Source organism: Desulfoprunum sp. (assembly GCF_053613775.1).
This window is the reverse complement of sequence record NZ_JBSHXH010000008.1, coordinates 279,960-305,023: the sequence shown is the minus strand read 5'-3', so window position 1 is coordinate 305,023 and position 25,064 is coordinate 279,960. Positions and strand designations below refer to the sequence as shown.

Genomic DNA, 25,064 nt, shown 5'->3' with positions numbered 1-25,064 from the left:
TACAGTGCTTTGCAACCATATCCATTCGCAATTACTCAATATCCCAACAAACTATGAACTGTTTCAGAGCTGATATTGTTTGTGTTGCTCTGTGATGTATTTCCTGATCTATGGCTCATCGATTCGGTATGATGTAATTCTTTCCCAGGCCGCGCTCAAATTTCCTCACCCGACAGGTCAGGCAGGGTGATCGTGAACGTGGTCCAACCATCCCGACTGGCCGCCTCGATTCCCCCGCCATGCAGTTCGACGATCCGTTTGACGATGGTCAGGCCCAGGCCCGAGCCGCCATACGCCTGGGATCGGGATTTCTCTACCCGGTAAAATTGATCGAAGATCCGCGGCAGATCAGCGGCGGGGATCGTCTGACCGGTATTGGCGACAGTCAACACCATCTGCCCGTTGCTCTTCACCGTCCGGAGAACGATGCGGCCGTCGGCCGCCAGATTGTACTTGATGGCATTGTCGATCAGGTTGATCAGCAGCCGCAGCAGCTGTTCCGGGTCACCGGCAAGACTCGCCGCAGCCGTGTCGATCTCGACGCTGATCCGCCGCGCCTGCAGCATTTCCTGGTAATCCTCGACCACCTGACCGATCAGCTGATCGAGCCGGACGGGTTGACGGTGGCAGGTCTCTCCCTGCTCCAACCTCGAGATATCGAGGAGGTCGCGGACCAGTCGGCTCAGCCGGCGCATGGTGTTGAGCTGTTTTTCCAACTCCTGGCGAACCTTTTCCGGGGGGTCGCCGGCCAGCAACTCTTCATGGCCGAGCATCAGGATGGTCAGCGGACTCTTCAGTTCGTGGGCGGCATTGCCGATGAACTCTTTTTGCTGGGTGAACGAATACTGCAGGCGATCGAACATCCTGTTGAGCGAGGTCGACAGGACGTGCAGCTCATCGCGACTGTCGCCCAGCGGGATCCTCCGGTCGAGCGAATGTTCACGGATCATCCGGATATGGTGGTTGATCGTCGATATCGGCCGCAGCAGCCGTCCCGCCAGGAAATAACTGGCCAGAAAGACCAAGACGACGGCGACGCAGATACCCCAGGCAACCCTTGACCGCAACTCCTGCAGTTCAATATCGAAAAACAGCAGCGGCTTGGCGATCATCACCGTAAAGGTTCCGCTCGGCGTGTCCCGTGACACCGTCACCACCCGAAAATTGACGACATCATCGGTAACCTCGTTTAATTCGTCAAGATCTCCAGGATCTATCCACAATTGAGCCAGAGATATTTTCTGCCTGATGAAAAATTTCCCTTTATCCGATCGGCGCGGGATATCGAACAGCCGGGCCAGTGGCGAAGAAAAAAGCGCTTTGCCGTTGCTATCGATCATTTTGAACCAGTACCTGTTGATATGGTAGTCCAGTTTCTGCAGCCTCCCTCCGGTCTCGGCGGGATGGGAAAAATCCACGACGTTGAGGGCGGCACCGGCCACTTCGTACAGTTCGCGATCGATCAGTTTGTACGGTTCTTCGAGCAACTCGATGTAGACGAAGAACGCGGCAACGATCGTCGTCGACAGAGAAACCAGCGAGATCCAGAGGGTGAACTTGGTTCGGATTCTCATGTTCCTTCCTTGTCGATGAGATAGCCGACCCCCCTGACCGTCCTGATCAACGGTTCGTCCTCCGGGATGTTCAGTTTTTTCCGCAGCTTGCTCATGTGGACATCGATGAAGTTCGACATGCTGAACGGATCGAAATTGTCGCCCCAGACATGCTCGGCCAGGGTGAACCGCGATACCGCCCGGCCCCGGTTGTGCATCAGGAATTCAAGGATGGCGAACTCCTTGGCGGTGAGGATGAGGGGTGCGCCGTTTCTGGTCACCTCCCGGCTGATGGTGTTGAGGCGGAGAGTGCCGATCTCGATCATCGGACTGCCGGTTTTCCCCCTCCGGATCAAGGCCCGCACCCTGGCCAGCAGTTCGGCCAGGGAGAACGGCTTGGCCAGATAGTCGTCGGCACCGAGATTGAGCCCCTTGACCTTATCGTCGATGTCGCCCTTGGCGGTCAGCATCAGGACGGGGGTCTGGATCCCGGCGGCCCGGATCTCCGCCAGAATCTCGAAACCACTCATGCCCGGCAGCATGATGTCGAGAAGGATCAGATCGTAGGTGTCATTCCAGATTTTGTCCAACCCTTCCCTTCCGTCCCCCGCCGTTGCGACGGAGTAAAACTCACCGGTCAGCACCGAGCCGAGCTTTTCGAGCAGATAGGGTTCATCGTCGATGATCAGAATGTTCATAACCGCCTGGTGTTGGTGGCTGCTGCCGTAAAAATCGGCCTGACGGCAATGGCGGAGCGAGGGGTGGTCCCGGCGCCGTGGTCGACAGGCCCGTCGGAGCGATACCGGGTTAATAGTCGATAATAATACACGCCGACCTCCTTGCCGTGTTTTTTTACCGGGAAAGAACGAATTTTGCCGAGTTCTTTTGCCCTCCCGACAAAGAGCCGATTGTCGAGTTTCTCCTCTTCGTCGGCGATGACCAGCAGATCCCTGCCCGTCAGGGCCGCCGGCGCCTGCCAGAAGGCGTACATCAACGAGTCCAGGTTGAAGAGATGTCGTCCGGTTGTTTCCGGAGCCGATTGGGGCGACGAACCCGGTTCCGAGGGATTGAACATCTTCGCCCGGTAAAACGCCAGGCCGCTGGCGATTTGGTACTTGTCCATGCCGATGACGACGGGGGGCGCACCTCTTTTGGCCTCGACCCGCCTGACGGTCTGTTCGACCCGGTCGGCCAGATCCTCACCGCCGAACAGGAAGGCGCCGGTGTTGAACGGGATACCGGGAATACCAAGAGAGAAATAATGGAGAATCAGGCCATAGCCCAGGACCAGGCAAACAAGGGTGACCGACCATGCCCGCTGGACGACAGATCGGGTCCTGCCGTCCGCATCACTGGTCGGCAGTGACGAGGCCATCAGCGGAATGCAGGCCAGCCACAGGGGACCGGCCCAACTCAGCTTGACCTCCCTTGAAAAGCTGAAGAAGACGAAGACGGAGAGGGGCACAAACGCCATGCAGAGGGCGAACAGCCGGTGGCGACGACGGCGATCAGCCACATGGGCGGCAACACTCGATTCCAGTTTGCGGTGGGTGTAACCGACAGCCCAGACGGCAAACAGACCCGTCGGGGTCAGCAGCAGGAGTATGGAGCCTACCAGTTCCGGGGTGGAAAACATGAACTGATCGGCAAGCCGGTGTTGACTTTGAAACAGAAACGACGCCCAGGCATGGCGATAGTTCCATAAGATAACCGGCGAAAAAACCGCCAGCCCCGTCCCGGCCGCGAGATAGGGCCGGGAGCTGCCGAACCAGCGGCGGGAGCGGGGATCGCTCACCATGAACAGGATGGTCGCCGGTCCGAGGAGGATGATGGTGTATTTCGAGAGCAGGCCGAGGCCGAGCCAGACCCCGACTCCGATCCAGGAACGGTGGTCGCCATCGATCAGGACGCGATGAAGGTAGAACAACGTCCCGGCCCAGCAGGCGATCAGGGGCGCGTCGGGGGTCATGATCAGGGCCGTCCCGAAAAACAGCGGCAGAGCGGCAATCAGCACCAGGCTGTTGAGGGCGATCTTCCGGTCGAAGGCCGAAAGGGTGAGGCGGTAGCTGAACCAGGCGGTGATAATCCAGCACACCAAGGCCCCGACGCGGACGCCTGTCTCGGAATTGCCGAATAGATGAGTGCCGACCCAGATCAGCAGGGCCACCATTGGGGGATGGTCGAGATAGCCCATGGCCATGTGCTGGCTGTAGTTCCAGTAATAGGCCTCCTCCTGGGTGAGTTCGAAGGTCCCGAAGTAGAGGAGCCGGAGGATGACGGTATAGGCGACGATGAGCAGCATCGCCAAGCGCCGGTTCACCGGGCCGCAGGCCCTGTTCCTGTTGCCTGAGACCAGGAGAAACCCGGCCGTCGCGGCGCACAGACTGTAACAGGCGGCCGCCACCGACAGCAGCCATGACCAGCCGGGGAACCATGGCGCCATGGCGGCCATGATGCCGCCACGGAGGAACAGGACCGGCAGCAGGATGCACTGGTAGCGCAGCAGGGCGGCGGGCCGGAAATAGGAGAGGGGATCGTCGGTGGTGGTGGCGGTGATGATGTAGCCGAGATTGCAGGCCAGCAGAAAACTGAAGATATGGACGACCCCCAGTTCGAAGCCGTTGTACTGCAGCAGGTGAAATATGAGGAAATCGAGGATGACGACGCCGGTCGCCAGGGTGGCGAGCTCCTTTTTGCCGACCGCCTCGAGCGGCAGACCGCCGAGGGCGGCCAACTGCTTGAGATACTCGACGACGACCGCGCTGTTCATCTTGGAAATGCCCTGTGTCCTGTCGATAAAGGTGATCGGGACCTCGGCGGCGCGCAGGTCAGGACTGGTGGCCAGGATCTGCAGGGCGATCTTGAAACCGGTGACCGGTTGCCGGACGGCGAGCAGGAAATCCCGGCGGATCGAGAAAAAGCCGGCCAGAGGATCATGGATCGCGGTGAACAGACGGGCCGGCAGGGTGGCGAGGCGCGAGGCGGCCTTCCTCGTCCAGGGCCACTCCGGGGTGGAGCCGCCGGGGATGTAGCGGCTGCCGACAACCATATCCCGGCTGCCGTCGAGCAGGGGCTGGAGCAGGTCGGGGATGACCTCGGGCGGGTGGCTGAGATCGGCGTCCATCACCACCAGCAGGTCACCGGCCGCCGCCCGGGCGCCGGCGCAGACCGCGCTGGCCAGGCCGGTTTCATCGTCCCGGCAGATCAGCCGCACCGGCAAAAGTCCCTTGTAGCCGTTGATTGCCGCCCGTGTGCCGTCGGTCGAGCCGTCGTCGACAAAAACAATTTCAGTGTCATGCGCCAAAGCGGAGACAGCCGTGGTTATCCGCTCCAGTAAGGGGACGATGTTGTCCCGTTCGTTCCTGGTCGGAATGATGATTGAAATCGAATTCATGGAGTACCTCCCTGCATTGGTTACCGTATGCCTTGCGTGCTACGGATTGCAGGGTAATCGATGAAGATGAAGAAATGATGAACCGCAATGACCGGCGAAGGCCGGTTTTTCGGACGGGAAGTATGAACGCTGAAATTGACTGAAGGGGGATGAACTCAAGGGCGGATGGGTGTTGGCGCCTTCATCAAATCTTCATTTTCGGTTGATACTATATCCCGGAAACCATGTGGCACTTTGACGCATCATCGGCTGCCGGCGATTTCTGAAGGCGTATCGGATACTGGCAGGTTATGCCGAACCGGACATTGACACAGATCGACGCGTAAGGAACCGTTTGAACAATGAATACCCCCGCCGGCACTCTCTCCCGATGTGAATATCGGCAACCGTGGGCTCAACAGGTTATGGCAGTGCCAGATAGCCGGAAAGCACATCCCGGGTTGACGATTGTCATCCCTGTCCACAACGAGGAGGCCAATATCATCCCTCTGCTGGTGGAAATTCGTCAATGTCTGGACGGAAAATACGACTATGAGGTGATTGTCGTCGATGATCACTCCACCGATAACACGGAATCACTGCTGAGAAAGTCGATTGACGAGTATCCGGTCTTGAGAATCATCCGGCTGAAGAGAAGAGGCGGCCAGAGCGGCGCCGTGCTGCAGGGGGTACGGGCGGCCGGATATCCACTAATCGTAACCCTCGACGGTGATGGCCAGAACGACCCCGCTGATATCGAGGCACTTGTGGCGTGTTACCGGCAGACATCCTCCAGAACTCCCCGTTGCGTCATCATCGGCAACAGGCACCGGCGCCGTGATTCGATGTGGCGGAAATTTTCTTCGAAGATAGCGAATAGTGTCCGCGGGGGCATCTTACATGATAAAACGCCGGACAGCGGCTGCGGCATCAAGGCCTTTCCCCGTGATTTTTTCCTCGAATTTCCGGCATTCGATCATATGCACCGATTCCTCCCGGCTTTAGCCTGTCAAAGGGGAGGAACAGTTGTTTCCCTGGATGTGCATCATCGCCCTCGCAAAAGCGGGGCGTCACATTACGGATCGCTCGATCGGCTTATGGAAGGAATTATTGACCTCTTGGGGGTTGTGTGGCTGGGGCATCGAAGGATTGACAATGAGGCTGTCAAATAAAAGGACACGAGAATATGGACAAGTCAACAATCTGGCTCATTGTCGGTTTTTCCGGACAGGCCTTTTTCACCAGCAGGTTTGTCGTGCAATGGTTTGTGAGCGAGAGATTGAAAAAAAGCGTTGTCCCGACGGCATTCTGGCATTTAAGCCTGCTCGGGGGCACGATACTCCTGGCCTATGCCCTGAATCGCCGTGATCCTGTTTTTATCTTAGGGCAGCTGACCGGTATCTTTATTTATTTGCGAAATCTCCATTTTATCCGGGGCGAATCACGGCAGACCAGGACATGTGCAAGAATCTCCTGAAAACCGACCTGCGCTGGCTGCTCCTGTGGGCGGGGCTGGTGGCATCCGCCCTTCTCTCCCGCCCTCCGCTGCCCATCGATGAAACCCGCTATCTTTCAGTTGCCTGGGAGATGTGGCACAGCAATCAGTTTCTCGTCCCGCATATCAATGGAGTGCCATACAGCCATAAGCCGCCGCTTCTCTTCTGGCTGATTCATCTTGGCTGGTGGCTCTTCGGCGTCAATGAATGGTCGGCGCGACTCACGCCGCCACTGTTCGGGCTCGCCTCTCTGTTCCTGATAAGACGTATCGCGACAGTTCTGTGGCCTGCCCTTCCCGCTGTCGGGCAGACCGCTCCCCTGATCCTTCTCAGCATGGGTGTATGGAGCATCTTCTCTACACTCACCATGTTCGACACACTGATCGTTTTCTTCACTCTTGCCGCTTATCTTCTGATTCTGACCCGGGCAGAAAACGGCGGCCGCGGTACCTGGCTTCTCCTTGGTCTGGTCCTGGGGCTGGGTTTGTTGGCTAAAGGGCCGGTGATTCTCGTCTATGTCGCCCCCCCGATACTCCTCGCCCCGCTGTGGACCTTTACCGGCAACTGGTGGCGCTGGTACGGAGGTTTTGTCCTCGCTCTCTGTATCGGCGTGCTGGTCGCCCTGGCCTGGGCAATTCCGGCCGCTGTGGCAGGGGGAGAGGAGTATGGCCAGGCCATCCTGTTCCGTCAGACCGCCGGACGCATGGTGCAGTCGTTCGCCCATCGTCGGCCTGTGTACTGGTATCTCCTGCTGCTGCCTCTGGTGCTGTTTCCATGGTCGCTATGGCTGCCTTTCTGGCGGGGTTGGAAAATCCAGGGAGATAATTCGCTGCGATTCTGCCTTTCCATTCTGGTCCCGTCCTTTGTTGCCCTCTCCATCGTCAGCGGCAAACAGATCCACTATCTCCTGCCCCTGCTGCCAATAGCCGCAATCGTCCTGGGTCGGATTGCAGCCGCTTCACCTGGGCCAAAACGGTATGATCGTTGGCCCTATCTGCTGTTTTTTACGATTCTGGCCGTGGCCCTGGTGGTGCTTCCGACCCTGCCGGTTCTGGGACGGGAAGCGACCATCGTGCACTATATCCCATGGTCGGCGGCATTCGTCCCACTCCTCACCGGCTGCATCCTGGTATGGCTCGTCGGTTCGAAGCCCGATCATGGGCCTCAGATCATCGCCGCCTCGGTGCTTCTCCATCTCATTTTTTTACACCTGGTGTTGTCTCAGTCGGTCGCCACGCTGTTCAACCCGAGCGACATGATCACCGCGGTATCCCAGGTCGAGAGAGAGGGAAAACCAATCGCTGTCTATCCCAAGGATCTTGCGGATCAGTTCCACTTCGCCGCCCGTCTGACGCGACCGGTCACGGCCTTGGATACGGTTCCGGAACTGCAGGTCTGGTCGAGACGGAATCCGACCGGTTACTGCCTGGTCTTTGCCGACAGAGAATTCCTCGCTCAGTTTGGTCAGGATCAAGGAGCCCGGCCCTACAGGGATAAATGGCTCATGTTCCGTCGTCGATTGTATTCCTCGGAGTAGTCGGGATTCGCCCGGAAAATTACATCGAAATATTGAAGGCAACCCATGCCCGGCACTCATCCCGCCCTCATCCAGTTCATCCGGTACGTCATCGCCGGAGGGGTCGCCACCGCCGCCCATATCGCCCTGTTTCATCTGGTCGCCTGGAAGGTCTTCCCGTCGCTGCAGCCGAACGATTACGCCGTCCGGTTTTTTGGGCTGAAGATCCGGGAAGTCAACGATTACAGCCGCGCCCGCAACTCGATGCTCGGCAACGTCATCGCCTTTCTGTTCTCGAACATGGTCGCCTATCTGATCAACATCCTTTGGGTTTTCGAACGGGGACGGCATTCGCTGGCGGTCGAAATCCTGCTGTTCTATCTGGTATCGGGCATCAGCATGGCCATCGGCACCATGCTGATGGGGCTGCTGATCCGGCGTTTTCATCTGCTCACCACGTTTGCGTTCGGCGCCAACCTGGTATCGGCGGTGATGATCAATTACGTGATGCGGAAATATTTGATCTTTCTCGGATGATTAGGTCCCGGGACGGGACCGGCGGAGGCTGCCGCCGCCCCCGCATCGCCACGGACGGCGAGGTCGAGCGGAGGCAAGCGGCGAGAAATGAGAGGCGCGAGGCGTCAGTCCTGCGCCGGCACCCCGGCTTCGTCCCAGCCCCGCAGCCGATAGTAATCCTGCAACAGATATTCCATCTCCTCGGCGGTGAGGCTCCGGCCGTCGGGCAGTTTTTCCTTGTGCAGGCGGGGAGGCAGCCGGTCGTCGGCCGCCGTCAGGCCTTCGCGGATATTGAACCGCCGGGTCATGTCGGTGACCCGGACGGCGATCTTTTCCAGTTCCTCCCGGCCGACGATGCCGGTCACGAGCGCGATCGACTTCTCCAGCTCGGCCCACGGATAGAGATCACGGTAGAAGCGGCAGAGGACCAGGGTGTCGAAGATGTTGAGGCGGTTCTCGAACTCGATCAGCATCGCCGCCTTGTCCTCGATCTGGGCCGGCGGGATCATCCCCGACAGCTCCGGCTTGTAGAAGGTGGTCCGCAGGTGGCAGGCGCCGCGGGGCGAAGTGCCGAAGGTCAGGCCCATGCCCTTCAGCACCCGCGGTTCGTACCCGGCCGGCTCCAGGCCCTTGACATGGATGGCGAGATCGGTGAGGCCGAAGTGGTCGGAGGCGGCGATGATGCCGTCGGCGAGGATATCGCCGATGTCCTCGCGGGCGGCGATTTTCTTGATCAGCACCGCCAACTGGTCGGCGTTGCCGTAGTCGATCGCGTAGTCGATCCGCCCCTTCTCCCTGGCCTCCATCACCAGGGCGCAGAGGTTGCCGACGGTGATGGTGTCCATGCCGAGGCGGTCGGCGAGGTCGTTGAGGTAGGCCACCTCCTCCATCTCGGTGATCATGCACAGGCCGCCGAAGGAGTAGATGGTCTCGTACTCCGGCCCCTCGAGCTGCAGGTCCTTGTGTCGCCCCTTCTTCAGCCTCGCCAGCCGGCCGCAGGCCATGAAGCACTTGGCACAGGCATGGGCCTTGACCTCGTGCTCCTCATGGTACTTCTCGCCGCTCAGGTTCTCCCAGTGTTCCACCGAGCCCTGGTTCCAGTACCGGGCCGGGAAGGCCCCGGCGGTGTTCATTGCGGCGACCATCATCGTCGTGCCGAGGCGCTTGTAGGCCTTGACGCCCGGGTTTTCCATGTTGGTCCGGGAGAAATTTCCGGCGTATTCGGCCACGCCCTCCGGGTCGGCGTACCGGCGCTTGCTGTCGCCCTGGAAGACGATGGCCTTGACGAGCTTGGCGCCCATCACCGTACCGACTCCGGCCCGGCCCGCACAGCGCCACTTGTCGTTGGCGATGATGGCGTAGCGGACCAGGTTTTCCCCGGCCGGGCCGATCACCACCGCGCCTGGTTTGCGGTAGCCTTCCCGATTCGGGGCAAAGCGGGCCACCGCCGCCGCCTCGGCGGCGAAGGTCTCCATTCCCCACAGGTCGCCGGCGTCGTGGAATCCGGCGCCCTCGGGGGTGACGGTCAGGACCGTCGGCCGGTCGGCCCGGCCATGGAGGACGATGGCGTCGAAGCCGGCGGCGTCGATGGCCTCGGGGACCTTGCCGCCGGAATAGGATTCGGCATAGAACCCGGTCAAGGGCGACTTGGTGAAGACCCCGTAGCGGCTGCCGCCCCACAGCCGGCCGCCGCAGAACGGCCCGGTGGCGAAGATCAGGTGGTTGTCGGGTGCCAGCGGGTCGACCCCCGCCGGGTTGCGCTCGAGGAGCAGCCGGGTGGCCAGTCCCTTGCCGCCGAGACACTGGCGCAGGACCTGGTCGGCGACCTTCTCGATGACGAAGCTCCGGGAAGAAAGATCGATCGTCAGAATCCGATCATAGAAACCATGCATCGGCTGCTCCTCCTTATCAGTTATGAACGGACCGCGACCAGACCTTCACGGACAACGTCGATCCCCTGCTGCAGCTGCGCCTCGGTCATGACCAGCGGCATCAGGAAGCGGATGATGTTGCCGTAGGCGCCGCAGGCGAGGATGATCACACCGCGGTCAAGGCAGTATTTGACCAGGGCCTTGGTCTCGGCGGCCGCCGGCTCCTTGGTCTTCCGGTCGGTGACCAGTTCCATCGCCACCATCGGCCCGAGGCCGCGGACATCGCCGACCAGGTCGCATTCCCGCTGCATCGCAAGGAGGCTCTCCCGGAGCATCGCCCCGAGTTTCTTGCCTTTGTCCAGCAGCTGCTCCTCCTCGAAGATCTCGAAGACGGCCAGGGCCGCGGCACAGGAAAGGGGATTGCCGTTGTAGGTGCCGCCGATGCCCGAGGCGTGGACACTGTCCATGATCTCCTTCCTGCCGACCACCGCCGACAGCGGCATGCCGGCGGCCAGGCTCTTGGCCGACGTGGTGAGGTCGGCCTCGACCCCGTACTGCTCCATCGCGAACATGGTGCCGGTCCGGCCCATGCCGCTCTGCACCTCGTCGGCGATCATCAGCACATTGTTCTCCCGGCAGATCGCCTGGAGCTTCTGGAAGAACTCCTTCGGCGGGGCGATGAAGCCGCCTTCGCCCTGGACCGGCTCGAAGAGGATCGCCGCAGTCTGCTCCGCCGCCACGTGGTTGACGAAGAAATCCTTCAGTTTATCGGCGCACTCGACATCGCAGCCGGGGTATTCGCGGCCGTAGGGGCAGCGGTAGCAGTAGGCGTACGGCATCCGGTAGACCTCCGGGGCGAAGGGGCCGAGCCCCATCTTGTACGGCTTGACCTTGGAGGTCAGGGACATGCCCATCAGGGTCCGGCCGTGGAAGGCGCCCTCGAAGACGATGATCGCCGGTTTCCCGGTAGAGTAGCGGGCGATCTTGACCGCGTTCTCCACCGCCTCGACGCCGCTGTTGACCAGCATGACCGACTTCGGCCCATCCCCCGGTACCGCGGCGATCAGCTTTTCCGCCAGCCGGACCGGCCCCTCGTACGGAGTCACCATGAAGCAGGTGTGGGTGAACTTCTCCGCCTGCTCCTTGATGGCGGCCACCACCTTGGGGTGGGAGTGGCCGACGTTCATGACCGCGATGCCGCCGCCGAAATCGAGATAGTCGTTGCCTTCGACATCGGTCAGCACCGCGCCCCGGGCGTGGGCGATATAGCGGTCGGTGCCGCTGACATTGCCCTTGGCGATAACCTGGTTGCGAAGCTCGTGGAGACTGCTGTTGGTTGTACCCATTATATCATTCCTCGAGTGTGTATTGAATAATCTGTCGCCGGCAGGCCGATGGGGCCCCGGCGCGGCTATGGCGTCGGCCATGTGTTTGCAAGATATATGCCACCGACATGAGCCATAAGGGGATCCCGATTTCGTTCCGAAAGAGGGATGTCGGATCGGGCCGCGGCAGACCAGGACTGATCCGGATACGAATCAATATTCATATTATCATTTAAATTCAAGATATTGAATATGATCCATTATAGGATCAGCCGCTCATGCTACCCTTTATCCCCTGATACCGGATGGTTGAAGGAGGCCTTGATCCACATTCGAATCATGATGCAGTTTCTCCCGCCGCCGCAGGTGCCCCTCCACCGACTCCAGGAAGGCCTGGTCGCGGTCGGCATGGTAGACGAGCGATGAGGCGATCTCCCCGGCCAGGATGGCGTATTTGATCTTATCCGGCAACCGGTCGACCCGAGTCCGGAAGGGGCTACCCTCCCGCGCCAGCATCGCCGGCAGATGATCGAGGATGGCCCGGCGGTAGAGCGGCCGGTCGCCGACCTCGGGATGGGCCTGTAAATACGCGAACAACCGGGCGTAGCAGCCGTTGATCTCGGCGCTGATCTCGCCGGTGATCTCGGTGTAGAGCAGCGCCCCGCCCGCCTGGCGGTGCCGCGCCAGGATCACCCTGGCCTCCTCCTCCGCCCGTTTTTCCAGGATCGCCAGGACATCGGCGACATACTCCTCCTTGTGGTCGAGAAATTCCTCGTCGCTCAGCATGAGATTGGCGATGATCTCGTAGGATGAGGAGATGACGCCGCATTTATTGGCCGAGGCATCGCGCATGAGGATCACTCCGCCCCGCTGCAGGTTCTGCCGGGCCTCCGGGGTGATGTACGAGTTGGCCCCCTCGACGATCACCCGGCACCTGGGCCTTCCGGCGTCGTCGAACAAGCGCCGCCAGTTGCCGCCGTCCACCGTCTCCGGCCGGCCGCCGGCGGGAATGAAGAGGTCGGCCGGCACCTCGAAGATCAGGTCGTTGTACTCCTTGTAGAACTCGTCGTTGACGATCCAGGATTCGACTAGGCCCTCGGGAGTCTGCCTCACCTTTCTGAACAGCTCCTGCATGCCCTGGCGGCGGGTAGCGCCCCGGTAGAGCATGAAGCCGCCGACATGGAGGGCCGCCGGGTCGAAGGCGGCGAGATCGTCCTTGAGGAGGATCGCCCGCAGTGCCGCGTGATCGACGCCCTGCGGATCATGGACTGCCGCCGTGCCGTCGACGATGAGGGGGATGGCGACGTTGGCGCAGCGGTTCAGGAGGATATGCATGCAGTTGCCGGCCACGTCGCCGTTCGGCCCGCCGGTGAAGATCACCCGGAAGGGATCGCGGGCCATGTCGATGCCGACGGTGGCCATGCAGACCTCGGCAAAGCGGACCACGCCGGTCGAGGTGACCCCGTATTCCTTGTGGTTGATCCCCACCCGCTTGCTCGACATGATCCCGGCGCCGAGAATGTAGCCGCGGCGCACCGCCTCGCGGGCCACCAGCTCGATCATCTGGTCGTGCATGTTCTCGTCCGGACCGAGTTCGATCGGCTCATCTTCGCCGTAATAGTCGACGATGCGGGGGTCGGCGGCCCGGCCGTCACGGGTCACGAAGAGATCGAGAAAACCGGAGAGCAGCCCGTACTGCAGGAAATGGAGCTGCTGCCGCAGCCGCCCGCCATCGAGCCCCTCGTCCGCCTCCAGCACCGCCACCAGCTTCGAGCCGCCCTCGTAGATGTCCTTGTTCTTCAGGTGCTGGGTGTGAGCCAGGACGTAGGTCTCGCGGAACAGACTGTTGGCGGCGGTCACGTAGTCGTCCCGCCCCTGGGTGAGCACCGTCCGCCAGCCGCCGCGGGCGATGTCGGAAAAACCGATGTGGTAGGCGGCGCCGTAGCGGCTGGAGAAATACGTCACCCGGAACGGCCGGTCGACGGGCAGATCATTGGTGAAATCACTCCCCAGCGCCTCGAGGTAGGCCGGGTCGAGGCGGAAGGCGAGCGTCCGTTTCTCGGCGATGAAGAAGTTGGTCTTGAGCGTGTGCCTGACCATCAGCAGACCGCAGCGGAAGATGGCCCGGCGGAACTCGTCGAGAAACCGGCGGCCGGTATTGAAATCCTCGACCAGCGCCTCTGTCTCGGCCAGCACCGCGGGATAGCCATCGGCATCGGCCTCCGGGTCGAAGCGGGCATGAAAGAGCCGCACCAATTGCAGGGTGATTTCCGGATGGTTGTGGAACGCCCGCGCCACCCCTTCCAGATCGTAGCTGTCCGGGTGGGTATGGGCGAGGCTGGTGTGGCAGAAACCGATGAAGGCGCGGATCAGCGAGCCGTCCGGGCCGCCGACCATCCCGTTGGCGATCATCTGGTCGTAGGTGAGCGAGGTCATCGGCATCACCTGGGTGGTGTACATCTCCGCCCGCAGTTGCTGGAACAGCGGGCTGTCCTCGGCGACCAGCCCGCCGTCTTCGGTGGTGACGTAAAACGTCGCGAGGAAGTAGGGGTAGTCGCCGTCATGGACGGTCAGGCAGTAGGAGCGCTGGACAGTCAGGCTCAGGCGGCGGAAGGCGTCGATGATCTGCAGCAGGTACCTGCGGTCGGGCGGATTGGCGACACCGAACAGCAACCGCGATTCCGGCCTGCCGATCCCCTTGCCCTGCTCCACCGCCAGACTGATCCCGCCGAGCGACCGGCAGCGGGAGAAGAGCCGCAACAGCCGGGCGATCCGGACCGGCGGCGAGGTCCGGACGTATTTCGGATTGTTGTGCCACAGGAGCCGGAGCAGAGGGGCCACCTCATCGACCGGAAAATCCTGGTACCGGGCCCCCGCCTCCTCCTGCACCGCCAGCACCAGATCCGCAGGCACGTTATCGGCCACGGCGGCCGTCGGCAACGGGCCGGTCCCATCGGCGAAGGAAAACTCCAGCACCTCGAGCGGGTACTCGGTTCTCGGCACGTTGCCGTAGGAGGTGTGGATCTGGGCATAGGCGATCGACTTCTCCGGCAGGGACCGCAGGGCGTCATGCACGGCCCCCGGCACCCCGAGCTGGGCGATAATCAGGTTGCGGTCGTTGTCGGCCAGGATGAACCGCCGGTTGCGTTCGAGGAGATGCAGGTCGGCGGCGAGAACCGACACCGCCTCGACATCTTCGCTGTTGCAGGAAAAGAAATAGGGATGCATCCTGGTCTGCAGCCAGCCGAGGTTCGCCTCCGCCATCTCGATGCTTTTCCCCAGGATGTTCTGAATCTCGGCAATCACCCGACTGTGCGCGCTGTCTGCCATGTCGTCACCTCGCTCTGCTGCTTATTGGCTAGCTCCTTCCCCCAACACAACGGTTCAAATGCACCTCGAGCAGCTGAAAGCAAATAGCGGACCACATGGTCAGAGAAGATAATATGCAGCTATCACAGACAGATAGAGTTTTTTTGCAAGCAACCGGCCAAGACGTTGATCAGAAAACGGATCAAACCCCGGATTTCTTTATCCATGGGACCTGTTTTCGATCCATCCATAAATCGCAACAGTGTTGGATATATATGTTATGATTTGCAAAAGAAGAAATCCAGCATGATTCATTGCCGGATCTAGGCCGCGATACTGCCGGGAACCAGGGTGCGCGCCGAAAAAGGGAATTGCAGGCGGTTACGAACCACGAAGTGAGACCGGCGGCCGATATTGGGCTCGTGGGCGCCCGTCGGCGGCCGCCGGTGCTGAAGGATTGGAAGAAGACTCAGGTTTCCGGGAAGCTGATGGTGATCTTGTCGTCGTCGCCCTCATGGCGCGCCTTGATCTTCAGCTCCATACTGTTGTTGCGGAAGCCGAAAGCGAGCGCCACCTTTCCTTTATCCTTCTCGATATGGGTCATTTCCCGGATCGCCTCGACGATCTTTTTGCCGACATCGGCGCCGGGAGACGGCAGTTCGGCAGTGCGGTATTCGGCGGTCACCTTGACCTTGCCGTCCTTGGTCGAGACCAGGGCAATTTTCTCGGCGTTGTTGTTGATGCCGTGCAGGACGGCGAGCGCGATCCATTTCAGGGCCGCTTCCTGGGACTCGGGAGCCAGAGCGATATTGGACATCTCCTTCAGGGGATCGGTCGTGGCGAAGCAGTCGCAGAGCGACTGAACCTGCTGATGTATGCTGGATGTATCCTTCATAACAGTCCTCCTTCTGTTTTCTCCTCCTGCCGCGCGGTCAAACCCGGCAGGATCAAGACAATCGTTAGGTGAAAGGACCTGCAGTAATCCTGTGACGGCCGCGGCCGCCCTCCGGGCAGCGGTGGCTGTCTTGTCAGGCTTAATCATCAGGATAAACACGATTGGGGGGAGGGGCAATGTGCCGGCTATCAGCTATCAGCCAATCTGGTACTGCTTGTACTTCCGTACCACCGAGGGCTGACTGATGCCAAGCCGGCGGGCAGCCTCGCGGGTGGTCCGGCACCGCCTTCTCGCCTCCAGCAGCAGCTCCTTCTCGTACGCCTGCAGCTTGCCGGCCAGGCCTTCCCCTGTCGCCGCCGGCCTGGGGAAGGATTCAAGACCGCCCGGATCCTGTTCGTCGATGCTCGCCAGGATGAATTCGGTGATCTGATCGTCGTTGGCCATGACCACGGCATTTTCGATGATGTTGCGCAGCTCCCTGACATTGCCGGGAAAGCGGTATTCCTGCAGGGAACGCATGGCCCGCGGGCTGATGGTCCTGGCGCAGTTGTAGGTGCGGTTGGCCTCGCCGAGGCAGAAGCGGACGAGGCCGGCGATGTCCTCGCGCCTCTCCCGCAGGGGCGGCAGCTGGAGGATGAAGGAGTTCAGCCGGTAATAGAGATCCTGGCGGAAGGCCCTTGCGGCGACGAGGGTCTTCAGGTCCTTGTTGGTGGCGGCGATGGTGGCACAGTCCACCTTGATGGACCGGGTACCCCCGACCCGACGGATCTCCTTGTTATCGAGGTATTTCAGAAGCTTGGCCTGCAACGGCAGCGGCATGTCGCCGATCTCGTCGAGAAAAAGGGTGCCCCCCTGGGCCAGTTCGAAGAGGCCGATCTTGCCCTTTTCATCAGCACCGGTGAACGCCCCCTTCTGATACCCGAACAGTTCCGCCTCGAGCAGGTTCTCCGGCAGGGCGGCGCAGTTGATTTCCACCAGCGGATGGGTGTGGCGGGCGCTGTTCTTGTGAATGAGCCGGGCGAGCAGCCCCTTGCCGGTCCCCGACTCGCCCAGCACCAGGATATTGGAGGCGCCGATGTGGGAAAGTTTCAGGGCCATCTGCAGGATGCGCCGCATTGCCGCGCTCTCGGCGACGATGTCGTTGCGCTCGAGTTCGAGCAGGCTGATATCGGAAAGCTCCTGCCGGTATTTCTCCCTAACCTGCTGGCTCTTCTCGAATTCCTGACGCAGGGTGTTCAATTCGGTCATGTCCCGCTCGTTGACGACGATGAGGGCGATCCGCCCGTCTTCGGTGAGCGAAGGGGTGCCGGTCGAAAGCAGGTACTTGCCGGTCTTGGGGATGAACTGCATCACCGTCTGACGCCGGCCGGTGGCCATGACCCGCGTCGTCACCGAGTGGTCGAAGACCTTGCGCGCCACCAGGTCCTTGATGTTGTGGCCGATGACGTCCTCGGCCCGGATGCCGTTCAGAGTCTCCGAGGCCCGGTTGATATTGATCACCACGCCGTTGCCGTCGCAGACCCAGATGCCGTCGGAGGAGGAGTGAAAAATGGTTTCGAACTGACGAACCAGGTACTCGTAGGACCGTTCGTCAATCGTGTTCTTGGCAGACATGGCCATACCTCCGATTCGAAAAATTCCTGCAGGGCGGGAGCGCTTGCGGCATCTCCCCGGAGACCGCGATGAAAGTACCATATCGAGAACGGGGTAGCAATTCGCATGCCGCAAGCTGCTGGCCGCGACAAACGACCCGTCGCCTGCTGGCGTCAATATTGCATCTTCGCCGGTGCCGAAAAAGGAAGATCGACCCTTTCTTTCGCGCCAAAAGTAAGGTTTACTGGCATAAGGCCCTTTGGCCATTCCGCAACAGGTTTCCATGAAATACCCGATCAGAAAGACGCTTCTCGTCGTCGCCGGCTGCGCGATCGTTATCCTCGTCGCCACCTTCGTCAATTACCGGATCACCCAGCATGTGGTGGAGAGGACCGTCATCGCCCAGCAGGAGGAGATGGCGGGCAAGGCGGTCAATACCGTGGAAATCTGGCTCAATCAGCAGATGAAGATCCTCGAAGCCGCCGTCGTCGCCGTTTCCCGGGTGAATCTCAGCGACGACCCGCAGACCTTTCAGCTTCTCGACATGGCGATGCAGGCCGGTCATTTCACCGACGTCTATATCGGCACCCCGGACGGCAGACTCATCGACGGCGCCCGCTGGACCCCGCCCGCCCACTACGATCCTCGCGACCGGCCGTGGTACAGACGGGGGATAGAGGCCGGGGCCATGAGTTTCACCACCCCCTATGTGGATATGGTGACCAACGAACTGGTCATCGCCCTGGTGAAACCTCTGACCGTTGACGGGAAATTCATCGGGGTCATGGGGGCCGACACGGTGCTCGACACCCTGGTGGCCAACGTCCTCAACTACAAGCAGAGCGAATCGGGCTTCGCCTTCATCGTCGAGAAGAGCGGCACCATCATCGTCCACCCGGAAAAGAGCTACATCATGCGGGCCAAGTTGCAGCGGATCGAGCCGGCCCTTAACGGCAAGGTCGGTTCCTTCGAGCACGACCGGGTCGGGACGATCTCCTACCGGGGTGCAGACGGCCGGGACAACCTCCTGTCGTTCAAGCAGATTACCGGCTCCGACTGGTTCCTGTGCATCACCGTGCCCCGCGAGGAGGCCTATTCGCTGACCCGCAAGACCACCATGGTCTTTGCCATGGAGATCGTCCTGCGCGTCCTCGGCTTTCTGCTGCTGATGGTCCTGCTGGCCCTCTCCGCCGGCAGCGCCGTCATCTTTCTCTTCAGCCGGCGCTACAGCACGGCGGTGCAGCAGCATCAGGAGGAACTGCACGGCATCAGCCGCGACCTCGAATGGAACATCACCAAACGGATGGAGGTCGAGACCTATTACAAGACCCTGTTCAACGTCGCCAACGACGCGATCCTGATCAGCAACGATCTGGCCTATGTCGAATGCAACGAGAAGGCGGTGGAGATGTTCGGCCTGCCGCGGGAGGAACTGCTGAAAAAGACCATCCTCGACTGCTCACCGGAGCTGCAGCCCGACGGAGTCAAGAGCAGCGAACGCCTGGCCGAGATCCTCCGCGATTCGCGCAACGGCAAGCAGAACGTGTTCCGCTGGTCCTTCGTCCGGGCCGATGGCATGGAGTTTCCGGCCTCCGTCGGGCTGACCAGCTTCACCCTCAACGATCGCGATCTGGTGCTGTCGTCGATCCGTGACATCAGCAAGCGGGTCGACGCCGAGATGCAGCTGATGCAGGCCCAGAAGATGGCGGCGGTGGGCGAGATGCTGGCGGCCATCGCCCACCAGTGGCGCCAGCCGCTCAACACCCTCTCCACCTACATCTCCAGCCTCCAGGCCGCCCACTACAGCGGCATGCTGACCAAGGAGGTGATCGAGCGGGTGGTGTCGGGGGCGACCGACCAGATCGCCTTCATGTCGAAGACCATCGACAACTTCCGCAACTTCTTCAAGCCCTCGAAGACCAAGGGGCCGGTGGACATCCTCGAGGCGGTGATCAACGCCGTCAAGCTGATGGAGGCTCAGATGCGCCACAACCGCATCAACCTCACCGTCACCAATCGGACCGACACCAGTTCGCTGCTGGTGTTCGGCTACCAGGGCGAGTTCATCCACGTCCTGGTCAATATCCTGGCCAACGCCAAGGACGCCATCCTCGACCACGACGAGCGGCAACCGGGCGCAGCCGACCGCTTCATCGACATTGCCGTGTCGCAGACCGCCGGGGCGGCGATCATCGAGATCGCCGACAGCGGCGGCGGCATTCCGGAACATCTGCTGCCAAATATCTTCAATCCCTATTATACTACCAAAGGGACCTCCTCCGGCACCGGCCTCGGCCTCTACATGTCGAAGATGATCGTCGAGAAGGAGATGGAGGGCGATATCAAGGCTGAAAATACGCAGAACGGAGCGAAGTTCTCGATTACACTTAAGAAGATGAAATAAAACGGTCACCTTATAGTTCGAAACATGATCTCCACAGAACTGAAAAACTGCCATATCCTCCTGGTCGACGACGAGCAGTCGGAGCTTGACGCCTACAGCCTGCTGCTCACCTCCATGGGCATCAGGCACGTGGTCACCGAAAACGACAACCGACGTGTCTGCGCCCGCCTGACCACCATGCAGTCACCCATCGTCTTCCTCGACCTGAACATGCCCTACATGACCGGGCAGGACGTGCTGCGCCAGCTGAAGGTCAAGCATCCCCAGGTGCCGGTGATCATCATCACCGCCAATTCGGAGATCGAGACCGCGGTGGAGTGTCTGCGGCTCGGGGCCCACGACTATCTGGTCAAACCCATCGACCTGAAGATGTTCAGCTCGGCCCTGCGCAACGCCCTGGAAATCAGCCTGCTGCGCAACGAGGTGATGTCGCTGAAGGGCATCTCCTTCACCGCCACCGGCAGAAGGCATCCTGCCTTCGACCGGATCGTCACCCGGAACCCGGCCATGCTCTCGATCTTCCAGTATATCGAATCGATCGCCGCCAGCGGCATGCCGGCCCTGATCCTGGGTGAGACCGGCTCGGGCAAGGAATTGATCGCCAGGGCCATCCACGACATCAGCGGGGTCTCCGGCGAGTACGTGGCGGTCGATGTCTCGGGGCTCGACGACACGCTCTTTTCCGACACCCTCTTCGGCCACGTCAAGGGCGCCTATACCGGGGCGGAGGGAGCGCGCTCCGGCCTCGTCGAAAAGGCGACCGGCGGCACGATTTTCCTGGACGAGATCGGCGATCTCAGCGAGGTCTCCCAGGTCAAGCTGCTGCGGCTGCTCCAGGAGAACATCTACTATCCGCTGGGTTCCGACAGGCCCAAGCAGTGCCAGGCCCGGATCGTCACCGCCGCCAACAAGGACCTCACCATGCTGGCGGGCCAGGACGGCGAGTTCCGCATGGATCTCTACTACCGGCTCTCCACCCACCTGATCCGCCTTCCGCCCCTGCGCGAGCGGCGGGAAGACATCCCGGCCCTGGTCGATTTCCTCGCCGCCGAGGCCGCCGCCGCGATGAACAGGAAGACGCCGGCGGTCAGCGACCGGGCCATGGCCCTGCTCATGAACCACCCGTTCTGGGGCAATATCCGCGAGCTCAAGGCCTACATCGCCGATGCCGTCGCCCGCTGCGATCAGGGGCTGATCACCGAAAACCTCATCGCCGAACGATTGACCGGCCGCTCTCCCGGCGCAACCGCCGCGCCGATTGAAGCGGCGTCCCTCGCCGCCCTCTTCGGCCGCTTCCCGACCCTCGAGGAACTCACCGAGTTCGCTGTCGGCGAGGCCCTGGCCACCACCGACAACAACCAGAGCCAGGCCGCCCGGCTGCTGGGCATCTCACGGCAGGCGCTGAATAAGAGATTGAAGAAGAAGAATTAGCAATCAGCGTAATATCCCGTTTTTTCCAGACAAGCTCAATCGCCACGGTGCCGTGTCAATCAATGTTGACACAGTCAACTGTGGTTGACCTCCCGGTTGACACACCCCTTCTCCCACCCCCAAATCCCTCCCAGGCACGGATACGCTGAATGCTGACCGCTGATCGCTGGCAGCTCGTTTTGCTGCATGCTGACCGCTGACCGTTGACAGCTTCATTCCCTGGCACGCAAATTGGTAACAAAGCCTCGAGACGCCCGCCATTGCCTTGGCGCAATGGAAACTTTTCCAACATTCACCGAGAGGACCGCATGAACGTACTGAGCAGATTGACCCTCCCCGCCGTCGCCCTTTCCCTGGCGCTGGGCTCGTTCGGCCTGGCCCAGGCCAACACCGTGAAAATCGGCAACATCGAACCGATGTCCGGCCCCTCCGCGACCCTCGGCCAGCAGGGCAAGGCGGCCCGCGAGATGGCGGTCGAAGAGATCAACGCCGCCGGCGGCATCAAGTCGCTGGGCGGGATGAAGCTGGAGCTGATCTACGCCGACTCCGAGTCCAAACCCGAGAAGGGCGTGGCCGAGGCCGAACGGCTGATCAACACCGAGAAGGTCCATGTCCTCACCGGCTGCTGGAACAGCGCCGTCACCTACCCGACCACCGCGGTGGCCGAACGCTACGGCATTCCCTTCATCGTGCCGGTCTCCGTCGCCGACAAGATCACCGAGCAGGGCTTCAAGAACGTCTTCCGCATCGCCGCCAAGGACTCCTGGTGGACCCGCGATCAGTTCTCCTTCCTCAAGGACATGCAGGACGAGTTCGGCACCAAGGTAGAGAAGCTGGCCTTCGTCTATGAGAACGGCGATTGGGGCAAGGGCTTCGCCACCCAGTGGAAAAAGCTTGCCGAGGAAAACGGCTACACGGTTGTGCTCGACGAACCGTATCCCTCCACCGCCACCGACCTCAGCCCGGTCGTCCAGAAGATCCGCCGGGCCAACCCCGATGTGCTGATGCTGGTCTCAAACGCCGCCGACGCCATCCTCCTTACCAACACCATCGCCGAGTATAAGGTGAAGTTGAAGGCGATCGTCGCCTCCGGCGGCGGCCATGCCGACCCGTCCTTCATGAAGGCCGTCGGCAAGAACGCCGAAAATCTCTTCGACATCGTCGAGTGGGAGACCGATGTCAACAAGCCGGGCGCCAAGGAGGCCAACGACAAATTCAAGGCCAAGAACGGCTACAACCTGACCGGCGAAGCGGTCGACGCCTACCTCGCCATGTATGTCCTGAAGGACGCCCTGGAGCGTGCCGGCTCGCTCGAGCCCGCCAAGATCCGCGAGGCCCTGGCCGCCACCAACCTGACCGACGGCCCGGGGATGATCGTCGGCTACGACGCGGTCAAGTTCGACGCCTCCGGCCAGAACGAGAACGCCTCCCCGGTCATCGTCCAGGTCGCCGACCTCGGCCAGGGCCTCGAGCGGGTCACCATCTGGCCGAAGAACGCCCGTCGCGCCGGCTACACCCCGGTCTTCCCAGCCAACAAGTAAGGGACAGCGGCAACTGACTCCGGCAGGCGGATTCCCCACGGTTGTCCGCCTGCCGCTTTTTCGGCACTTCAGTACCTTAGAAATTCGTTTCTTGTTTTTTTGAAACGAATTTCGTGAAGGTACTTATACCCCCTTGTGGGGTGTCAGGGAGGTTACAATGCTCTACGTCATCGAGGACATGATCAACGGTATTCTCATGGGATCGATCTACGGCCTCACCGCCATGGGTCTGACCATCATCTTCGGGGTCCTCAAGGTCATCAACTTCGCCCACGGCTCGCTGCTCATGGTCGGGATGTACGCCGCCTACTGGGCCATCACCCTGACCGGCGTCCACCCCTACCTGGCGCTGGCCATCGTCATCCCGGTGATGTTCGCCTTCGGCTACGCCCTGCAGAACATTGTCATCAAACCGATCTTCATCGCCGAAAAAAATGTCCGCGAACCGATCACGGTCATCATCGTCACCACCGGGATCTGGTATATTCTCGACAACCTCACCCTCCTCGTGTTCGGCCCGCAGTACCGCTCCCTCACCGCCAACCCGCTGCAGGGGCAGATGTTCGAGCTGGGCTCGATGTTCATCTCGGCCCCTAAATTCTACGGCTTCATCATCGCCCTCGTCACCGCCGCCGCCATTCACCTTTTCATGCAGAAAACCATCATGGGCCGGGCCATCCGGGCCACCAGCATGGACCGCGAGGCGGCGAGCCTGATGGGCATCAACCAGTACCGCATCTACAACGTCGCCTTCGGCATCGGCGCCGCCACCACCGGAATCGCCGCCGTGGCCCTCATCCCGTTCAACAACGTCTTTCCGACCGTCGGCGTCCTGTTTGACATCAAGGGCTTCATCATCGTCGTGCTCGGCGGACTCGGCTCGATCAGCGGCGCCCTGCTCGGCGGCATCATCGTCGGCCTGATCGAATCGGTGGGGCCGCAGTTCATGACCGCCACCTGGACCGAGGCCATCGTCTACGGCCTGTTCCTGATTGTTCTGTTCGTCAAGCCCTCCGGACTCTTCGGGCAGAAACACGACTGGTAGCCGTTGTACAAGTATTAGAAATAACACATCATTTGCCGAAGCGGCATAAGGGGCCGTAACGAAATAGATAAATTTGTTCATTGTTACACTACCGTCGTAACGGCCCCTTACTACGCGGCGGCGGACGACTGCAACCCGGACCGAGACCGCCCCCGTCAATTTTTCCCGCGTGAGGACTCATGCAATGAAGCATCAGCATATCAACAAAATCATGCTCGCCGGCCTGCTGGTGATAGCGTTTGCGCTGCCGCTGGTGATCCGCAGCGCCACCTATCTCCACATTCTCGTCCTGCTGTTCTTTTATGCCTATCTGACCACCAGTTGGAACATCGTCGGCGGCTTCGCCGGGGTCCTGCCGCTCGGCCATGCCGCCTTCGTCGGCATCGGCGCCTATACCTCGACCATCCTCTCCCTGCAGTACGGGGTGAGCCCCTGGCTCGGCATGCTGGTGGGCGGCGTGCTCGCCACCATCGTCGGGGTGATCATCAGCCTGCCGACCCTGAAGATGCGCGGGGCCTACTTCGCCCTGGCCACCATCGCCTTCGCCGAGGGCATCCGGGTCATGGTGGAGAACATCGACTATATCGGCCCGCTGAAGCTGAACGGCCCGCGCGGCCTGCAGATCCCGCCACTCGAGACCGGCCTGGCCAGCTTCATGTTCGCGAGCAAGGAACCGTACTATTACATCATCCTGATCATGCTGCTGGCCGTCATGCTCCTCACCTACCTGATCTCCCGCGCCAAGCTCGGCTACTACCTGATGGCCGGCGGCGAGGAGCCGGAGGCGGCCATGGCCCTGGGGATCAACGTCGCCCGCGCCAAACTGATCGCCATGGCGATCAGCTCGTTTTTGACCGCGCTGGCCGGGACCTTCTACGCCCAGTTCTCCCTCTACATCCACCCCAAGTCGATCATCAGCCTCGACATGTCATTCGAGATCGCCTTCATCGCCCTGATCGGCGGCCGGGGATCGATCGTCGGGCCGCTCCTGGGAGCGCTGCTGCTCCGGCCGGTGGGCGACTTCTGCCGCATCTATTTCGGCGACACCCTGCCGGGTCTTCATCTCGTGATCTTCGGCCTGGTGCTCATCTTCGTCATGCTCTACCAGCCGCGCGGCATCCAGGAGCCGATCAGCCGGGCCTACCAGGCACTGCTGAACCGCCTGATCCCTCAACCCAGCCTTGGGAGATAACGTC

17 protein-coding genes are annotated in these 25,064 nt (G+C 61.1%); 9 read left to right on the top strand and 8 right to left on the bottom strand.

The features are described from left to right. Positions 1 to 155 precede the first annotated feature (155 nt). Genes ACWGKN_RS16210 through ACWGKN_RS16200 form a run of 3 tightly spaced genes read right to left on the bottom strand, consistent with a single transcriptional unit; the run spans position 156 to position 4,947 of the window. Entirely contained in the window at positions 156 to 1,574 is a 1,419-nt protein-coding gene (locus ACWGKN_RS16210; RefSeq protein ID WP_035231635.1) for a sensor histidine kinase, read from the bottom strand. Next, positions 1,571 to 2,251, bottom strand: coding sequence for a response regulator transcription factor (locus ACWGKN_RS16205; RefSeq protein WP_035231633.1), 681 nt, complete (start codon positions 2,249 to 2,251; stop codon positions 1,571 to 1,573). The genes ACWGKN_RS16210 and ACWGKN_RS16205 overlap by 4 nt, the downstream gene beginning before the upstream one ends. Then, on the bottom strand, positions 2,248 to 4,947 hold the full coding sequence (locus tag ACWGKN_RS16200) for a glycosyltransferase family 39 protein (RefSeq protein WP_452095635.1): 2,700 nt from the start codon (positions 4,945 to 4,947) through the stop codon (positions 2,248 to 2,250). Before ACWGKN_RS16200 ends, ACWGKN_RS16205 begins: the two co-directional genes overlap by 4 nt. Positions 4,948 to 5,387: 440 nt before the next feature. Here ACWGKN_RS16200 and ACWGKN_RS16195 point away from each other — a divergent pair, with 440 nt between their 5' ends. From ACWGKN_RS16195 to ACWGKN_RS16180, 4 genes are read left to right on the top strand one after another with little or no spacing between them, the layout of a single operon-like run. Beyond that, positions 5,388 to 6,098, top strand: coding sequence for a glycosyltransferase family 2 protein (locus tag ACWGKN_RS16195; RefSeq protein WP_035231674.1), 711 nt, complete (start codon positions 5,388 to 5,390; stop codon positions 6,096 to 6,098). Positions 6,099 to 6,112: 14 nt separating this feature from the next. Then, positions 6,113 to 6,403, top strand: coding sequence for a lipid-A-disaccharide synthase N-terminal domain-containing protein (locus ACWGKN_RS16190; protein ID WP_424253968.1), 291 nt, complete (start codon positions 6,113 to 6,115; stop codon positions 6,401 to 6,403). Continuing rightward, the gene (locus ACWGKN_RS16185) at positions 6,385 to 7,959 is read left to right on the top strand and encodes an ArnT family glycosyltransferase (RefSeq protein ID WP_052160176.1); all 1,575 of its coding nucleotides are present in this window, start codon (positions 6,385 to 6,387) and stop codon (positions 7,957 to 7,959) included. The genes ACWGKN_RS16190 and ACWGKN_RS16185 overlap by 19 nt, the downstream gene beginning before the upstream one ends. Positions 7,960 to 8,004: 45 nt before the next feature. Then, a complete protein-coding gene (locus ACWGKN_RS16180; protein WP_452095634.1) occupies positions 8,005 to 8,475 on the top strand; it encodes a GtrA family protein in 471 nt (156 codons plus the stop codon). A gap of 104 nt (positions 8,476 to 8,579) precedes the next feature. On the opposite strand, the gene ACWGKN_RS16175 is transcribed toward ACWGKN_RS16180, so the two are convergent. The 5 genes from ACWGKN_RS16175 to ACWGKN_RS16155 all read right to left on the bottom strand — a co-directional run bounded on the left by ACWGKN_RS16175 (position 8,580) and on the right by ACWGKN_RS16155 (position 17,468). Then, positions 8,580 to 10,346, bottom strand: coding sequence for an aldehyde ferredoxin oxidoreductase family protein (locus ACWGKN_RS16175; RefSeq protein ID WP_452095633.1), 1,767 nt, complete (start codon positions 10,344 to 10,346; stop codon positions 8,580 to 8,582). A 20-nt stretch (positions 10,347 to 10,366) separates the two neighbouring features. Then, positions 10,367 to 11,671 (bottom strand): 4-aminobutyrate--2-oxoglutarate transaminase, encoded by a 1,305-nt coding sequence (gabT, locus tag ACWGKN_RS16170; protein WP_452095632.1) that lies wholly within the window; start codon positions 11,669 to 11,671, stop codon positions 10,367 to 10,369. A gap of 267 nt (positions 11,672 to 11,938) precedes the next feature. Next, complete coding sequence (locus tag ACWGKN_RS16165) at positions 11,939 to 14,980, bottom strand: NAD-glutamate dehydrogenase domain-containing protein (RefSeq protein ID WP_452095631.1); 3,042 nt, start codon at positions 14,978 to 14,980, stop codon at positions 11,939 to 11,941. Positions 14,981 to 15,428: 448 nt separating this feature from the next. Continuing rightward, the gene (locus ACWGKN_RS16160) at positions 15,429 to 15,854 is read right to left on the bottom strand and encodes a hypothetical protein (protein WP_035231623.1); all 426 of its coding nucleotides are present in this window, start codon (positions 15,852 to 15,854) and stop codon (positions 15,429 to 15,431) included. 195 nt (positions 15,855 to 16,049) lie between these two features. Further along, positions 16,050 to 17,468 (bottom strand): sigma-54 interaction domain-containing protein, encoded by a 1,419-nt coding sequence (locus tag ACWGKN_RS16155; RefSeq protein WP_424253977.1) that lies wholly within the window; start codon positions 17,466 to 17,468, stop codon positions 16,050 to 16,052. A 262-nt stretch (positions 17,469 to 17,730) separates the two neighbouring features. Here ACWGKN_RS16155 and ACWGKN_RS16150 point away from each other — a divergent pair, with 262 nt between their 5' ends. From ACWGKN_RS16150 to ACWGKN_RS16130, 5 genes are all read left to right on the top strand, one after another. Then, complete coding sequence (locus tag ACWGKN_RS16150; protein WP_452095629.1) at positions 17,731 to 19,851, top strand: cache domain-containing protein; 2,121 nt, start codon at positions 17,731 to 17,733, stop codon at positions 19,849 to 19,851. Between the two features lie 24 nt (positions 19,852 to 19,875). Beyond that, positions 19,876 to 21,282 (top strand): sigma-54-dependent transcriptional regulator, encoded by a 1,407-nt coding sequence (locus ACWGKN_RS16145; RefSeq protein WP_035231621.1) that lies wholly within the window; start codon positions 19,876 to 19,878, stop codon positions 21,280 to 21,282. Between the two features lie 308 nt (positions 21,283 to 21,590). Beyond that, complete coding sequence (locus tag ACWGKN_RS16140; protein WP_035231619.1) at positions 21,591 to 22,823, top strand: ABC transporter substrate-binding protein; 1,233 nt, start codon at positions 21,591 to 21,593, stop codon at positions 22,821 to 22,823. Between the two features lie 157 nt (positions 22,824 to 22,980). Next, a complete protein-coding gene (locus tag ACWGKN_RS16135; protein WP_452095628.1) occupies positions 22,981 to 23,868 on the top strand; it encodes a branched-chain amino acid ABC transporter permease in 888 nt (295 codons plus the stop codon). A 184-nt stretch (positions 23,869 to 24,052) separates the two neighbouring features. Beyond that, positions 24,053 to 25,060 carry a branched-chain amino acid ABC transporter permease gene (locus tag ACWGKN_RS16130; RefSeq protein WP_035231613.1) on the top strand — a complete coding sequence of 336 codons (1,008 nt, stop codon included), beginning with the start codon at positions 24,053 to 24,055 and terminating at the stop codon, positions 25,058 to 25,060. The last annotated feature ends 4 nt before the right edge of the window (positions 25,061 to 25,064 follow it).

What these genes read in the sequence shown, in the direction of transcription:
- ACWGKN_RS16145 (WP_035231621.1), top strand. Translation starts at nt 19,876, where the DNA reads ATGATCTCCACAGAACTGAAAAACTGCCATATCCTCCTGGTCGACGAC.
- ACWGKN_RS16200 (WP_452095635.1), bottom strand. Translation starts at nt 4,947, where the DNA reads ATGAATTCGATTTCAATCATCATTCCGACCAGGAACGAACGGGACAAC.
- ACWGKN_RS16130 (WP_035231613.1), top strand. Translation starts at nt 24,053, where the DNA reads ATGAAGCATCAGCATATCAACAAAATCATGCTCGCCGGCCTGCTGGTG.
- ACWGKN_RS16175 (WP_452095633.1), bottom strand. Translation starts at nt 10,346, where the DNA reads ATGCATGGTTTCTATGATCGGATTCTGACGATCGATCTTTCTTCCCGG.
- ACWGKN_RS16180 (WP_452095634.1), top strand. Translation starts at nt 8,005, where the DNA reads ATGCCCGGCACTCATCCCGCCCTCATCCAGTTCATCCGGTACGTCATC.
- ACWGKN_RS16165 (WP_452095631.1), bottom strand. Translation starts at nt 14,980, where the DNA reads ATGGCAGACAGCGCGCACAGTCGGGTGATTGCCGAGATTCAGAACATC.
- ACWGKN_RS16140 (WP_035231619.1), top strand. Translation starts at nt 21,591, where the DNA reads ATGAACGTACTGAGCAGATTGACCCTCCCCGCCGTCGCCCTTTCCCTG.
- ACWGKN_RS16135 (WP_452095628.1), top strand. Translation starts at nt 22,981, where the DNA reads ATGCTCTACGTCATCGAGGACATGATCAACGGTATTCTCATGGGATCG.
- ACWGKN_RS16155 (WP_424253977.1), bottom strand. Translation starts at nt 17,468, where the DNA reads ATGTCTGCCAAGAACACGATTGACGAACGGTCCTACGAGTACCTGGTT.
- ACWGKN_RS16205 (WP_035231633.1), bottom strand. Translation starts at nt 2,251, where the DNA reads ATGAACATTCTGATCATCGACGATGAACCCTATCTGCTCGAAAAGCTC.
- gabT (WP_452095632.1), bottom strand. Translation starts at nt 11,671, where the DNA reads ATGGGTACAACCAACAGCAGTCTCCACGAGCTTCGCAACCAGGTTATC.
- ACWGKN_RS16210 (WP_035231635.1), bottom strand. Translation starts at nt 1,574, where the DNA reads ATGAGAATCCGAACCAAGTTCACCCTCTGGATCTCGCTGGTTTCTCTG.
- ACWGKN_RS16190 (WP_424253968.1), top strand. Translation starts at nt 6,113, where the DNA reads ATGGACAAGTCAACAATCTGGCTCATTGTCGGTTTTTCCGGACAGGCC.
- ACWGKN_RS16150 (WP_452095629.1), top strand. Translation starts at nt 17,731, where the DNA reads ATGAAATACCCGATCAGAAAGACGCTTCTCGTCGTCGCCGGCTGCGCG.
- ACWGKN_RS16160 (WP_035231623.1), bottom strand. Translation starts at nt 15,854, where the DNA reads ATGAAGGATACATCCAGCATACATCAGCAGGTTCAGTCGCTCTGCGAC.
- ACWGKN_RS16185 (WP_052160176.1), top strand. Translation starts at nt 6,385, where the DNA reads ATGTGCAAGAATCTCCTGAAAACCGACCTGCGCTGGCTGCTCCTGTGG.